The organism is Cutibacterium modestum (genome assembly GCF_008326345.1).
Lineage (GTDB): Bacteria > Actinomycetota > Actinomycetes > Propionibacteriales > Propionibacteriaceae > Cutibacterium > Cutibacterium modestum.
The window spans coordinates 556,094-570,215 of sequence record NZ_BJEN01000002.1 but is presented as its reverse complement, the minus strand read 5'-3'; the positions used below and the strand labels follow the sequence as shown (position 1 = coordinate 570,215).

General features: G+C 63.0%; 12 protein-coding genes. 1 reads left to right on the top strand and 11 read right to left on the bottom strand.

Features of this window, described 5'->3' with window-relative positions; genetic code table 11:
* Positions 1-60: 60 nt before the first annotated feature.
* From F1563_RS07335 to F1563_RS07310, 6 genes are all read right to left on the bottom strand, one after another.
* Positions 61-1,329 carry a CbiX/SirB N-terminal domain-containing protein gene (locus tag F1563_RS07335; RefSeq protein ID WP_069181707.1) on the bottom strand — a complete coding sequence of 423 codons (1,269 nt, stop codon included), beginning with the start codon at positions 1,327-1,329 and terminating at the stop codon, positions 61-63.
* Positions 1,326-3,896, bottom strand: coding sequence for a precorrin-3B C(17)-methyltransferase (gene cobJ, locus F1563_RS07330; protein ID WP_149302622.1), 2,571 nt, complete (start codon positions 3,894-3,896; stop codon positions 1,326-1,328). The genes F1563_RS07335 and cobJ overlap by 4 nt, the downstream gene beginning before the upstream one ends.
* A complete protein-coding gene (gene cobM / locus F1563_RS07325; protein WP_002528897.1) occupies positions 3,893-4,855 on the bottom strand; it encodes a precorrin-4 C(11)-methyltransferase in 963 nt (320 codons plus the stop codon). The genes cobJ and cobM overlap by 4 nt, the downstream gene beginning before the upstream one ends.
* Complete coding sequence (gene cobI, locus F1563_RS07320; protein ID WP_002528898.1) at positions 4,852-5,607, bottom strand: precorrin-2 C(20)-methyltransferase; 756 nt, start codon at positions 5,605-5,607, stop codon at positions 4,852-4,854. The genes cobM and cobI overlap by 4 nt, the downstream gene beginning before the upstream one ends.
* A gap of 309 nt (positions 5,608-5,916) precedes the next feature.
* Positions 5,917-7,389 (bottom strand): cobyric acid synthase, encoded by a 1,473-nt coding sequence (locus F1563_RS07315; protein ID WP_172623647.1) that lies wholly within the window; start codon positions 7,387-7,389, stop codon positions 5,917-5,919.
* The gene (locus tag F1563_RS07310) at positions 7,368-8,417 is read right to left on the bottom strand and encodes a cobalamin biosynthesis protein (protein WP_002528902.1); all 1,050 of its coding nucleotides are present in this window, start codon (positions 8,415-8,417) and stop codon (positions 7,368-7,370) included. Before F1563_RS07310 ends, F1563_RS07315 begins: the two co-directional genes overlap by 22 nt.
* A gap of 69 nt (positions 8,418-8,486) precedes the next feature.
* Here F1563_RS07310 and F1563_RS07305 point away from each other — a divergent pair, with 69 nt between their 5' ends.
* On the top strand, positions 8,487-9,059 hold the full coding sequence (locus F1563_RS07305) for a histidine phosphatase family protein (protein WP_306472542.1): 573 nt from the start codon (positions 8,487-8,489) through the stop codon (positions 9,057-9,059).
* Positions 9,060-9,354: 295 nt separating this feature from the next.
* Here F1563_RS07305 and F1563_RS07295 read toward each other — a convergent pair whose 3' ends face one another.
* From F1563_RS07295 to F1563_RS07275, 5 genes are all read right to left on the bottom strand, one after another.
* A complete protein-coding gene (locus F1563_RS07295) occupies positions 9,355-9,975 on the bottom strand; it encodes a response regulator transcription factor (protein ID WP_002528905.1) in 621 nt (206 codons plus the stop codon).
* Between the two features lie 4 nt (positions 9,976-9,979).
* Positions 9,980-11,137, bottom strand: a complete 1,158-nt coding sequence (locus F1563_RS07290; protein WP_172623646.1) for a sensor histidine kinase — start codon at positions 11,135-11,137, stop codon at positions 9,980-9,982.
* Between the two features lie 62 nt (positions 11,138-11,199).
* A complete protein-coding gene (locus F1563_RS07285; RefSeq protein ID WP_002528907.1) occupies positions 11,200-11,949 on the bottom strand; it encodes an ABC transporter permease in 750 nt (249 codons plus the stop codon).
* Positions 11,946-12,893, bottom strand: coding sequence for an ABC transporter ATP-binding protein (locus F1563_RS07280; RefSeq protein WP_002528908.1), 948 nt, complete (start codon positions 12,891-12,893; stop codon positions 11,946-11,948). The genes F1563_RS07285 and F1563_RS07280 overlap by 4 nt, the downstream gene beginning before the upstream one ends.
* 131 nt (positions 12,894-13,024) lie before the next feature.
* A complete protein-coding gene (locus F1563_RS07275; protein WP_002528909.1) occupies positions 13,025-14,041 on the bottom strand; it encodes an NADP-dependent oxidoreductase in 1,017 nt (338 codons plus the stop codon).
* Positions 14,042-14,122: the final 81 nt, after the last annotated feature.

Genomic DNA, 14,122 nt, shown 5'->3' with positions numbered 1-14,122 from the left:
CCGCCAAACGCGTCCGTCAGGTCAGGCGATCCCACGACACGTCATGAATGACCCAGTTGATCACCCCTGCAAGGCTCGCAACACCTCGTCACGCAGCCTGGCGGAACGACGTGGGGTGCGATCACCGACGACGCTGACTGTCATGCCGCCGGCCTGCTGGGTGGCCGGAGTGAAGGCACTACCCTTGCAGCCCTTATCGCCGCGCACGCAGAAGATGCCCCGCCTGTCGGCCTCCTCAGCCACCAGAGCATTCACCTCCGGATCGTTTGTCAGCGCTTGGACAAACCAGACGCCGTCGAGATCCTCAACCCGGAAAGCCCGATGCTCCAGATTCACCAGCCCTTTACGGGACATCCGGGTGAGTTGGATGCCCGAGTTGGGGGCTACGACGTGGACGTTGGCGCCGGCATCCAATAACCGCACGACGCGACGCTCAGCCACGTGCCCAGCACCAACGACGAGCACCTTGCGCCCTTGCAACCTCAGCCCTGACATGTACACCGGGGCACCCTCCCCGAGACCGACCTCGTCGAGGGGTTCGCGATAACGATCGACAACAACATCTGCAACTTCGTCACAGTCGCCGATCACCGAGGCAATGCGGATCTCGACTCCGGGGTGGCTGACCTGCCAGGCCTCCACTTGCTCGGTCATCCACACATGTAGCAAGCCTGGGAAGAGGAAGTTGCCCTGCACGACGATCTGGTCGGCACCCTGAGCGGCAAGGGCTGACAGGGCTTCCGGAACCGATGGACGGGTCACCTGGATGAACGCCGGCTCCACCCGCGACAGATCGTTTTCCTCCCAAAACATGCGTGTCAAGGTGTAATGGGCGGCGTTAGCGTCAAGCACTAAGGCACCACGCCCCACCAACACCACCGACGTGTCGCGTGGCCTCCACTCCTCGCGTCCGTCACCAACAGCAAGAGCCTCGACAAGGCGATGGCTGAGGGCCTTGCGCATGCGAACGTCTGGCAGCAACGGGGCAGAGTACATCACCCGGGCATCGCCCCGACCTTCGTCAATAGCCTCTGGGATGTCCTCGCGGACGTGACCACCAGTGTTGAACATCAGCGGTACGACGACGACGGCTGCCTCCTCGTCGCCGTCGGCGCCCTCGGGATTGTCCGGGGCCTGGGCGACGGCGGCACGGACAGCCTCTGGAATGCCAGGCTCGGCGAGTTCGACGAATCCCAGTTCCACCGGGATTCCGGGCAACTTGCGGGCAACGCGCTCAGCCAACGCACGGCATTCGGCTACGCCTGCCTCGTCACGGGTGCCATGAGCAGCAATAACGAGCGGGGTTCCGCTGGTAAGGGGATCGGTCATTTCGAATCCTTCGTATCGGGTGTGGACTCGGGCATGCGAGTCGAATGGACCGGAGGCTTGGAGAGGTAGGTCCCCTCGTCAGCCTTGGGCAGATCCTTGTGGGTGTAGTTCTTGCGAACCTCACCGGAGACATGTCCGTCCATCCAGTGGTAGTCACGCGGCGTAACCATAAGGCGCTGCCCGTCCCCGGAACTGACGTACTTGGTCGTCGTCGAGCCAACGACCACCAAAGTTGTCATGCCACACCACTCGGGTTTGAACTCCTCCAGGGTGGACATGATCACTTGCTGCTGACGACGCTCAGCGTGGGAAACCAGAGCTACTGGGGTGGACGGGGGACGGTGCTCCGCCATGATCGCCAGAGCGTCAGGGAGCTGATGGGTACGGGTACGCGAGCGCGGGTTGTAGAAAGTGGTGACGAGGTCTCCCTCGGCAGCCGCCTTCACTCGCTTGAGGATGAGGTCCCAGTCGGTGTGCAGGTCCGACAAAGAGATGGTGGCGTGATCATGACCCAACGGCGCTCCGAGGATCGCCGAGACGGCGAGCTCTGCGGTGACTCCAGGGACGATCTCGACGTCGATACCGTCGGTGCCCATCTCTAACGTCGGGGAAGCCATCGCGTATATAGCCGGATCGCCGCCACACACAAAAGCCACATTGCGGCCGCCGCGAGCGGCGTCGATAGCAGCCTGAGTGCGCTCCTCCTCAGTGCCCATCTTGGTCGCCAGGATCTTGGCTCCCGGACGCACCAGGTCGCGAATCTGACGCACGTAGGGGGCGTAGCCGGCGACGAAGGTGGCGTTGCGAATAGCCTCAACGGCGCGCGGAGTCAGCAGGTCACGAGAGCCTGGCCCGAGCCCCACCACCGAAAGATGGCCGCGAGCTGGGATGCGGCCGATAGCGCAGGTGGCCTCAGGCGTTTTGGTCTTATGCACCAGCAACTCGGCTCCCTGACACATCACGGCGGCCTCACTAACACTCGGGGTTCCGACCTCACGAGCGACGACATCGGAAGGGCTCGGAACGTCCTGGGCGGCCAGGGCCTCGGCTGACTCGGTGCGGTACTCCACACCGAGTTGGTTGGCCAGCTTTACCAGACCAAGCTCACCGGCCTTGACCTCATGAGATACCAGGCGGGTCACCGAGCCAAGGGCCAAGCCGTTATCCTCCAAGGTCGTGACGAGGAGTTCACGCAGCGTCTCGACCTCGGTGCCTCGGTTGCATCCCATCCCGACGACCAGGCAACTCGGATGTAGTACGACGGTAGGCAGGTCGTCACCATGATCGTCGAGAACACGCTCCGCAACCCGCTCGGACACAATGATCCGGGTAGCCGGGGCCTCGGCGTCCTCGGTGACGTTCTTGGGTAACGGGGGCAATGGCCAAGGCTGCTCGCGGATGACGTGCACCGGGCGTCCGGCAATGATCGAGCCAGTCACGCCCGCGACGTCACCTTCGTAGGCCCAGCCGAGCTGGTCGAGGGCCGGTACACCGAGGGAGTCGGTGGCGGTGGAAACGACCGCAGTACCGCCAAGAGCCTCAGCGACAGTGCGGGAGAGCTCGTTGGCTCCACCGACGTGGCCACCCACTAGCGGAATGGCGAAGCGTCCAACCTCGTCAACGACGACCACTCCCGGGTCGGTCTTTTTGGACTTCAGCAGCGGGGCAATGATCCGGGTGGTGGCGCCCAGGGCTAGGTGGGAAATGATGAGGTCGCATTCCCCCCACGCTGCGGCCAGTCCAGTGCGCGATGGCCCAACGTATTTCTTCGTCTCGCGCTTGAGAGCACCGTCGATGGCTTCGGCGTGAGCTGCCGCAGCGTCGGAGTTGATGATCTGTCCGATGATCGGGTCACGGTCGGAACCGTCGGGGTTGGTGTCGGAGCCTGGATGCGGGTCGTCGGGGCCATTGACGTTAACGTCACCGGCGAGTTCCGGGGTGACGCCAAGCGCCTCCGGGGAATCTGGGTGGTGGTCAAGCACCAGCACAACGTTGGGGCTAAGAATGTCCTCCTCGGCAATGACGGCCTTGGCGGCGTCCTCGTCGAAGATGCGCACCCGCTGACCCTCCTCTCCGATCTTTTCGGCCAGCACGAAGGTCTTGCCACGCCCGGCGAGTCCCTCGACCAGCTCAGCGAGACCTCGGTTGGGAGCCGTCAGCACGCCGACCTTGGGATGGATCTTCGCAAGCCGAATGGCCGTCCCGATGTCCTTGGAGTGGGAGGAGACGAATTGGGCGTCATCCCACGGCAACGCAACGGCGGCGAAAGCGGCCTGCAAAGAGGTCGGGGCGGTCACCACGTCGACGCGCAAACCGGCCTGCCGGATGCGGCGAACCACACCAAAGAACAGCGGGTCGCCGGAGGCAATGACGACGATGTTGGCGTCGTCGGGTAGGGACTGGATCCGTTCGACGGCGGGCCCAATAAGGCCAAGCTTTTGACGCTTATCGACGGGGACGTTGAGGGCGTCGAGGTGACGCTGGCCCCCGACAACCAGATCAGCCTGGACAACCTCCTCGCGCAAGGCGTCGCTAATGGTGCCGAGATATCCGTGGACGCGAATCATGAATTGCCCTTCGTGTCGGGGTTCTGGTGGTAGACGCCGCGGGTGCCGTGAGTCTTAAGGTCAGCGTGGGCCTGAGCGTCGGCACCTCGGTATTCGTGGCGGAAGCCGGGATGGTATAGGTGGCTGCGGGTGGAGATCGGTCCCTCCGCCAGTGCCGGGCCCACCAGGACGACGGCATGCTTCCATAGCTTGTGGTTGCGCATCGTCTCCGACAGGTGAGCCAGGTCGCAGCGGAACATCATCTCCTCGGGCCAGGTCACCGCGTATCCGATGATGCACGGAGTCTCGGACGGATACCCACCCTCCAATAAGGCCTCCTGAAGCGCCTTGTTACGGGCTGCCGACAGGTAGATCGCCATGGTCGCCCCGTGGCGGGCAAAGGATGCGACGGTCTCGCCGTCGGGCATGGGCGTGCGCCCACCCTCAAGCCGAGTGAGGATGAGGGACTGAGAGACTTCTGGGACGGTAATTTCGACGTCCATCCGGGCAGCAGCGGCCGAAAAGGCAGAAATGCCAGGAATGGTCTCGAAGTCGATGCCGATGCGACGGCACAAGTCACGCTGCTCTGCGGTGGCCCCGTAGATAGACGGATCACCGGTGTGGACCCTGGCCACCACCAGCCCCTCGTCACGGGCGCGGATGTAGAGGGGTTCAAGGTCTTCCAACGGGATGGATGCGGAGTCGATGAGCTCGGCGCCCTCCTTGTGACGGGCGACCATGTCGGGGTGTACCAGGCTGGATGCCCAGATGATGATGTCGGCAGTCTCAATAACTCGAGCGCCACGCACACTTACCAAGTCTGGGGCGCCCGGACCGGCCCCGACGAAGACGATCTTGCCGGCTCCTTCGGGGATATCGCGACGGGACACCGGCGGAGGCTCGATGGCGTTGTGGTCTAAATCCTCCAGGGCTTTCTCAGACACGTGCTGAGTAGGTCGTGCGGCCTGGGGTTCGTTCACAGTTTTCCTCCTGTGGTGGTGCGCTCCGGAGTGGTAAGGACGGTCGAAAAGTACGGCAGGGTTTGCGCGTCGGTCACTTCGTCAAGGTTGATAATCTGCTCGGACTTTAGGGTGATGTCGGTGCCGATGACGGCTTGACGGTCCCGGCTGCGCAGCTGCTCGACGACCTCGGGAAGTTTGCGTCCGCCTTTGTAGATGGCCACCGAGTCGACGAGGTCGAGGACCTTCCCAAGTTTGTCTATGCCGACGGTGGCCGGGACGAGAGCTAGGATCTCCTTGCCTTCCACCAGCGGACGCCCGGACACCGCTGACAGGGCCTGCATGGCGGTAATACCGGGGCTCAACTTGACGGTGACGTCGGGCAGCCTCTCCTCAACGTTGGCACGCAGGTAGGTGAAGGTAGAGAAAACAGTCGGATCTCCGACGGTGGCGAGGGCAACAGTACGGGCTCCCTCGCCGAAGGCTGTCACCACGGCGTCTGCGGAGACTTGCCATGAGGCCTTGCGCTTCTCACCGACGCCGGACCTCTCCCGCATTGAAAAGGGGATGCGTTTGATGCGCTCGGTGATCTCGGGGGCGATAGCCGTAATGATGCGCTCGGCACGCCCCGGACCGTCAGTAGTGGCCTCGGTGTAAGGGACGAGGATGACGTCTGCCTCACGCAAAATGTGCACGGTTTTTAGGGTGACCAGTTCCGGGTCTCCCGGACCGACCCCCACTCCGAAGAGCGTGCGTGACGTGGCATCATTCATGTAGTTCTCCTCAGATATCCTCGCCTGACGGTTTGTTCGGCAGGAGTCGGGAAAGCGTCTGGCTACACCGCATGGGGTGTTACAGTGGCGGGACCGCTCCGGACTTGCACCGGCATTGCTCATCGCCCGATCGCGTGTCGAGCATAGCTGAGACGAGAGGCCACACACCCAGCACTGCCAGGAACACATCCCCAACGCCGTGTTCTCCATCGTCACGGAGCCGTTCTTGCATACAGTACGGTTTGGGCCAAGTCCTCCGAGCCGAGGTGGCCGAGCCCGTCGCCGAGTGGGGAGGCACCTCAGCCGCCCTCAGCGAGCCAGATGCAGTATCTGATCGACATCGACATGGGCCTCCACGGCATCGGCGAGGGTTTCGATCATAGCCTCGCGTCTAACCTGATAACCCGGCTCGTCGGGGTTGGGGCGCCAGGATGAACCAGCGTGACGGGCAATATCGGAAAGCCAGGTACGTCGGAACTCATCATGCTCGAAGGCCCCGTGCCACATCGTCCCCCACACCGAGCCCACGCGGACTCCATCGAGGAAGGCCTCAACCTCCTCGAGCGGGTGACAGACGCCGTGATGGATCTCGTAACCGCCGACGTCGATACCCCGCCACCTCCCGTGCGACAGGGTAAGGGTCTTGGTAGCGCCGAAGTCGACCTCGACCGGCAGCAACCCGAGCCCCCCGACGACAGTGCCCGGAGCCGCCTCCTGACCGTCGGGGTCGATGATGGTGCGGCACAGCATCTGATACCCGCCGCAGATACCCACCACGGTGCGCCCCTGCTCGGCACGACGAGTCACGACGTCGGCGATGCCCGAGCGTCGCAACCATTCCAGGTCAGACACAGTGGACCGTGACCCCGGCAGGACGAGGACGTCGGCAATCTGACACGTGTCCGGGTTTGTCGTCACCTGGACGTTGACGCCGCTTTCACCGGCCATAGCATCGACGTCGGTGGCATTCGAGATGCGCGGGAATCGCACCACGGCCACCCGCAAAGCTGACGGGACGGTGGCGTTACCTTCGTAACGCCACCGTCCCACCTCCAAGGCATCCTCGCCGTCGAGCCAAACCCCCGGCACCCAGGGCAGCACGCCGAAACTCGGCATGCCGGTACGCCGAGTGACCTCCTCAAGTCCGGGAGCGAGGATGGCATCGTCACCACGGAACTTGTTGATGATGTACCCGGCTAACAGTGCCCGGTCGTCATCGTCGAGGAGCGCCCAGGTACCAAAGAGGCTGGCGAGCACCCCACCCCGGTCGATATCGCCGACCACGACCACCGGAAGGTTCTTGGCTCTAGCCAAACCCATGTTCGTGTAGTCGCCGCGGCGAAGGTTGATTTCGGCCGGAGATCCGGCTCCCTCGCAGATCACCAGATCGTGGGTCGCGGCAAGTTCGTCGTAGGCTGACCATGCGGCATCGGCTAGGCGACGCCGTCCGGTGGTGTACTCCCCCGCCTCCAACGTTCCGCAGGGTTTTCCGCGCAGCACGATGAAGGAGCGTCGATCAGTGCCCGGTTTGAGCAGGACGGGGTTCATGGCAGAGGTTGGTTCCACGCCGGCTGCGGTGGCCTGGAGGTACTGGGCCCGGCCGATTTCGGAACCGTCGGCACACACCATCGAGTTATTCGACATGTTTTGGGCCTTGAAGGGCACCACGTGGACGCCGCGACGCCGGGCGACCCGACACAAGGCGGTGACGACGAGGGATTTGCCAGCGTCCGAGGATGTTCCGGCGACGAGGATTCCGGTCACTGTGAGTCTCCTTGTGATCGACGCCTTGTGCTGTGTGGCAGAAGACCGCGTGGAATCGGGCCACCGTAAAACAGCACGTGGGCTACACTGGCCAGCCCTGCGACAGCGCAGCAGGTGGCTGCCATGGTAACCGTAGTGACCAGGAGCGCCGCGTCTGCTGTCTTGTTGGCGTCGGGACGCGGGCCCGACCCCAACAGGGGACGGAACTCCACCCGGTTACCGTAGTAAACGTTACGTCCGCCGAGTTGAATGCCGAGGGCTGCTGCCCAGGCAGACTCGCACCAGCCGCCGTTGGGGCTGGGATGGTGGCCATGCTCGGCCCGCATCACTCGCCAGGTGGTTGCGCGATCGCCTCCGACCATCGGGGCACACGCAGCAGCCAAGGCTCCGGTAAGCCGAGCTGGCACCCAATTGACGGCGTCGTCGAGGTGAGCCGCCACCTTGCCGAAGTATTCATAGCGATCGTTGTGGTGGCCGATCATGGCATCGAGGGTGTTGGTCCCGCGGTGGACGAGTAGGCCGGGCAACCCGGCGATTGCACCCCACCAGATCGATGCGACGGCGGCATCGGAGGCGTTCTCGGCCATGGACTCGACGGTGCCTCGGGCGATCTCAGGGGCGTCGAGGGCGTCAGGGTCGCGCCCACACAGGTGCGGTAGACGTTTGTGCGCGGCACGCAGGTCATTGTCGGCCAAGTGGTCAGCCATCGCCCGTCCTTCCCGAGCCAGGGATGCGGACCCGATGACGGCCCACGTGGTCAGGGCGGTGGTGGCGATGCGCAGTGCCGATCGATGCCGGGTGAAGCGGTCGACAAGGGTTCCAGCAACGGTGAGCGGAGTCAGGCATGCGGCGGTAAAGATGGCACCACGCCGAACCGAATCCGCGTACATGATCTTTTCCAACCGGGCGACCGCCGAGCCGAATACGGCCACCGGGTGATGGGTCTGTGGGTCGGGCACGATGCGGTCGGCGATGATGCCTAGCCCCAGCCCGGCCGCCCGGGCCAGCAGACCGGCGGCGGTGTGGCGACGTGGCGTGATCGACATGCCTTACACCTTATCGAGAGCGAGTTATCAAGACGCCCGGGTAGCCTTCGTGGGGTGAGTCGCATCGTCATCGTCAGGCACGGGCAGTCGACGTGGAATCGTCAAGGGCGCATCCAAGGGCAGACAATGGGTATTCCCCTGACGATGCTCGGGAGACGCCAGGCTCGCCAGGCCGCTCACACGGTGGCAGGTCTGGTACCCCACGACACCCCGATCATCGCCTCCGACCAGAAGCGGGCGCGTCAGACAGCTCGTCCTATCGCGCGGGTGCTGGGCGTACCAGCGACGACCGACCCACGGCTGCGCGAGCAAGGGTTGGGAGCCATGGAGGGTCACACCGCGGATGATCTCGAGCCCCTTCCCCAGCCAACGGGTGTACATCCGGCCGACGTGCGATGGGCTGGTGGGGAGTCGCTCGCGGATGTGGCGGAGAGGTGCCGCAGCCTGTTGGATGACGTGGCAGCTCGCGACCTACCGGCGATCGTCCTCGTCACCCACGGTGACACCATGCGGGTCCTGCTGGGGATTCTCGACGGTCGCAGTCACCGCGACCTCGACTGGGACCTTCCACTGACGAACGGAAGTGTCATAGCGCGAGATGTGAACCTCAGCGAGTCGCATCGGCGGCTTTCGCTGTCGTAACCAGTCAATCAGCGGTGTGTCCCACGTCCATCAGCGCTAGCGAGGATGTAGGGTCCTCTTTCCACTCATCGCGCGTGTCAACAATCACCAGATCGCCGTCGAGACCTCCCGAACACATTGACTGGACTTTGAAAGCATAGGTCCCGGATCGCCCTGAGAGGGTTGTATAAAGACTCGCAGCCGACTCCAGCACAATGGGCAATCTCCCTCATGACCTCGACCTTGGGATGTCAGACTGTTGGCTCGCCTTGTCACCACCGCTGCGCAACGCCCGCGGCCGCAATCACGAATCTCCTCACAACCACCCCCGCTGTCGAGCCGTGACGGCAGCCTCGGTGCGATTCGCAGCACCCGTCTTGCCGATGGCCGAGGATACGTGGTTGCGCACCGTGCCCACCGACAGATAGAGCTGGGAGGCGATGAGGGAGATGGAGGCCCCCGACTCGGCCAGCCGCAGAATCTCCCGTTCCCGCTCCGACAAGGGATTGTGTCCCTCGATGAGGGATTCGGCGGCCAAAGCTGGGTCGATAACTCGACCTCCGGCATGGACCTCGCGCACCACTCGGGCCAGGTCCTCAGCTGGGGTGTCCTTGACGAGGAACCCAGCCACACCGGCATCCATGGCCCGCCGCAGATAACCCGGCCGCCCGAAGGTCGTCACAATGAGAACTCGACACCACGATGCCTGGTCTCTCAGCTCAGCGGCGACGGTGATCCCGTCGATACCTGGCATCTCGATGTCGAGCAGACACACGTCGGCATGGGTGGCCTGCACAAGGGCGAACACCTCGTCTCCCCGACCACACGTACCAACGATCTCCAGGTCGTTCTCCATGCTAAGCAGGGCTGCCAGAGCGCCGCGTACGAGGGTCTGGTCGTCGGCCAGCACGAGCTTGATCATGGTCTTATCGATCATGGTCTCAGCCTGTCACGATGATCCGGGTACCGTGGTCGCGCTCCCCCGGTCCGATCCACAGCTCTCCCCCTGCTGCCTCGACCCGCCGGCGCATTCCCGTCAAACCATTGCCCTCGGGGGCATTACTCCGACCCCGGCCATCATCGCTGATGGCCAGAATCTCGTCACCGACCTCGATGAGGCAGGTATGGGACTGCGCGTGACGCACAACATTCGTCACCGCCTCGCGCAACACCCAGCCGCGCACTGTGTCGAAAGCCGAGTCCTCCTCGTGGCCTCCATGGGTACGCGAATCGGAGACGACGCATTCGACCCCAGCAGCCTCAAGCGCCGTGCGAGCCGCCGCCAGTTGCGCATCGACCTCCATGCGGGCCATGCCGCTGACCAGTTCTCGCACCTGTGCCAAGGCGTGGCGCGACAATCCGTGCAGTTCGACCGCCTGGGCACGCGCAGCGTCCGGGTCGGTGCCAATGAGGCGTTCCACCAACTGGGCCTTCATGGCCATAACCGTGAGTGTCTGACCGAGCAGGTCGTGGACATCGGAGGCGACCCGTTGGCGTTCCTCCAGACGTGTCAGGACGTCCTGTTCGGCTTGACGAGCCAACTGCCCCCGGCAGGCCGCCCGCTCCAGGACCCCCACCACCGTCACTACAGCAACCGAGATGGCTGAACCGATCGCCCACGCCATCAAGCTCGGAGTGACCCACACCAGGACGGCCATCCCGACAACCTCGATGGCGAGCGTGATCCCTAGGGCTACCTCAGGCATCTGGAAGACAGCGAAGGCTATCGGGTATGCCAGCACACTGGCCGCCACCTTGGGTCTGACAAGGGCCAATAGGGCGCACAAGACCACGAGCATAATCTGACCCACGATGGCACTTGCGCGAACCTGATGCTTTGTGTACCACAGTTCCAGGCCGTCGACATGCCACCAGAACAGCGCCAGGTAGAACAGCGCGAAGATGGCCAACCCCATCCAGCCCAAAGCAATACGCCATGGCGGTAAATGCGAGCTCTGAAGGGACATCACAGCATAGGCCAGGAAAACGAGCCAGATACCAGCAGCGAGGGCGTTGCGGTTGCGACGGCGTAGGGGAATCGAGGTCGATGCCCCTACGATCACTGCCATGGTGGTCTCCTTCCTGCTGGCCCAGTTGATTCCACGGGTGCTGTCATGGCCGACCCCGTCGCCGAGTGGGCTTCTCGCTTACTCGGCCCTTATCAGCGGTTCTGACGGCGTCTGCCCACCAGCACCGCCACGATCCCCATGATGATCGTCCAAGCGATAATACTGACGACAGGACGCCACACCGGCTCGTTAATCACGCCGTCCATCGTCACCATCTGCTTTCCGATGAGCGGCATCCGCGTCAGCTGACCGGGCCCATACATCGGGGTGAATCGCGACACTTTCAGAATGAATCCACTTAGCGGGATAAACATATTGCCGAGGAAGGACAGGGCGACGATGCAAAAGGAAGTGATCCCGGTTGCTGTCTCGCCACGCACCAGCAGGGCGACGGCCAGACCGAACAGAGTGAAGGGCATCGAGCACACCCAGCACAGCAGGAAGGTCCACAGCCAGCGCAACCCGTCAGCGCGGGCATTGGTGGCAGCACCCGTGACGAAAACGATCGCCAGCGGAACCAAAGCCACAGTTTCAATCGTCAGCACCTTCGAGAAGACGTATTTCAACGGCGTCATCGGGGTAAGCGCCAGCTGACGGCCCCATCCGCGCTGCTGTTCGAGGGCGGCTTGGGACCCCCACATAGTGACGGCCATGATGGCCCCGTAGACGGCCATGGATACCATGATCGTCGCCTTGACGTTTCCATGAGCAACGGCGGTATCGAGGTTCGGTTGGGTGGCTCCGAAAATAAGGTAGAAGCCAGCAGGCATAAGGATAGTAAAGATGATGCCGCCGGTGTTGCGAAGCAACCTGCGGGTGTCGAGAAGGGCGTAACTGATCATGCTGCTGCCTCCGAGTCGTCGGAATTATCGCGGGGGTCGTTGGAGCCTGTGAGTTGGACGAAAGCGTCCTCAAGGGTCGTCGTCGAGATGAGTAGCCCGTGGGCGTCGGTGCGGGTCAGGAGGTGACGAGCCAGATCGTCGGGTTGATCGGTATGCATGATGAGTTGCTGTCCCTGGACGGTGACATCGGTAACACCAGGGAAAGCGTGCAGGCCATCGGTTAGCCCGGTGGGGTCATCGAGGGTCACCCTGACGGTAGATCCGGACATCGATGCGCGAATCTCGGTGATGGTGCCGTCCGCAACGATCTGTCCGCCACTGACGAGGACGACGCGACGAGCGAAGGAGTCGGCCTCCTCGATGTAGTGGGTAGCGAAGATGATTGTGCGGCCGGCGTCGGCCTCCTCACCCATGACCTGCCAGAAGTGGCGCCGAGCCTCAACGTCCAGGCCGGTCGTCGGCTCGTCAAGGATAAGTACATCGGGGTCGGGCAGCATGGCGAGAGCAAACCGAAGACGCTGGCGCTGACCTCCTGAGCATTTGCCAACCTTGGTTCCAGCGAATGGAGTAAGCCCCCACCTCTCAATGAGGGGCTTCATCCTCGAGCGCTTCCCATGTGCGGCAGCGATGGCCTTCATGGTCTCTACGACGGTGAAGTCAGGTAACAGCCCGCCAGTCTGAAAGACGGCACTGATGCGGCCAGCACGCGCGGCCATCCTCGGATCGGAACCAAGGACGACAACCTTCCCACTGTCGGGGCTGGTCATGCCCAGAAGCATATCGATGGTGGTGGATTTTCCGGCACCATTGGGGCCGAGAAAAGCGACAACCTCTCCGCAGTTGATTGTCATCGACATGTGGTCGACGGCAACGAGACGTTCGTGACTGCCGACTTGGGGGAACGACTTGACGAGATCGTGTATCTCAATCGCTGGTTTTTCCATAGCTTCAGTCTCGAACCGACAAAACTGAAGCCACCATCATCCAATGTCACAACCTGGCCGTGACATTCGTCATGGTCATCAGCGCAGGCTGCTGACCAGTACTTGTTCAAGGGTTGAACAGCCCCCGCGATTCACAACCGGACTAGCATCTTCCCCGTATTTGCCCCATTGAGCATGTCGATGAATGCTTTCGCAGCGGCGTCGAGGCCGTCGCGGAAAGTCTCGTCCCAATGGATTTCGTCGGCCGACAACCATTTGGCCATCCGCTGCTGGAACTCTGGACGGACCTCCTCGGCGTATTTGGCGATGACGAAGCCACGTAGGGTGAGACGTTTCCCGATGGTCAATGCGAGATTACGAGGAGCGCACGGCGGTTCGACGGAGTTGTACTGGGAGATCGCCCCACACATCGCGACCCGCCCGTCGTTGTTGAGATGGTCGATGGCGGCCTCCAGGTGATCGCCGCCGACGTTGTCGTAGTAGATGTCGATGCCGTCGGGGGCAGCTTGTCCAAGCAGCTCGGTAACCGGGCCGTCGTGGTAGTTGAAGGCGGCGTCAAAACCGAGGTCGCGCAACCGGGTAACCTTCGCGTCAGTACCAGCCGAACCGATAACCCGCGAAGCACCGAGCAACCGCGCTAACTGACCGACCATCGATCCGACGGCCCCAGCGGCTCCCGAGACGAAGACGGCGTCACCGGCCTTCATCTCGGCGGCACGGGTCAGGCCAGCGTAGGCAGTGAGTCCAGTCATTCCAAGCACGCTCAGATATGCGGACGCGGGGGCGATGTCGGTGTCAATGATGTGTGCGCCATCAGCGTCGAGGACAGCGTGCTCGCGCCACCCCAGCTGGTGGACGACGTGGCTGCCCACCGGGATCTCCTCACTGCGGGATTCGATGACTGTGCCAACCGCGCCGCCATCGAGCGGCTGGTCAATCTGGAACGGCGGTACGTAGGACTTGACGTCATTCATCCGGCCGCGCATGTATGGATCGACCGACATGACGTCATTGGCAACCAAGATTTGTCCGTCGGACAGTTCAGGGAGACTGATTTCCTCAATGCGGAAGTTGTCCTCGGTCGGTGCGCCGTCCGGGCGAGAGGCCAGGTGGACGGCACGAGAGTTTGTCGGACGCGTAGTGCTCATGAAGATACTCCTGTTCTCGACCCGCTACGGCATCATTACCTAACTCTTGCGCGAGCATCACGCCCACACCAGACGATTCCG

What these genes read in the sequence shown, in the direction of transcription:
- F1563_RS07285 (WP_002528907.1), bottom strand. Translation starts at nt 11,949, where the DNA reads ATGATCAGTTACGCCCTTCTCGACACCCGCAGGTTGCTTCGCAACACC.
- cobJ (WP_149302622.1), bottom strand. Translation starts at nt 3,896, where the DNA reads ATGATTCGCGTCCACGGATATCTCGGCACCATTAGCGACGCCTTGCGC.
- cobI (WP_002528898.1), bottom strand. Translation starts at nt 5,607, where the DNA reads ATGAATGATGCCACGTCACGCACGCTCTTCGGAGTGGGGGTCGGTCCG.
- F1563_RS07280 (WP_002528908.1), bottom strand. Translation starts at nt 12,893, where the DNA reads ATGGAAAAACCAGCGATTGAGATACACGATCTCGTCAAGTCGTTCCCC.
- F1563_RS07275 (WP_002528909.1), bottom strand. Translation starts at nt 14,041, where the DNA reads ATGAGCACTACGCGTCCGACAAACTCTCGTGCCGTCCACCTGGCCTCT.
- F1563_RS07295 (WP_002528905.1), bottom strand. Translation starts at nt 9,975, where the DNA reads ATGATCGATAAGACCATGATCAAGCTCGTGCTGGCCGACGACCAGACC.
- F1563_RS07310 (WP_002528902.1), bottom strand. Translation starts at nt 8,417, where the DNA reads ATGTCGATCACGCCACGTCGCCACACCGCCGCCGGTCTGCTGGCCCGG.
- F1563_RS07335 (WP_069181707.1), bottom strand. Translation starts at nt 1,329, where the DNA reads ATGACCGATCCCCTTACCAGCGGAACCCCGCTCGTTATTGCTGCTCAT.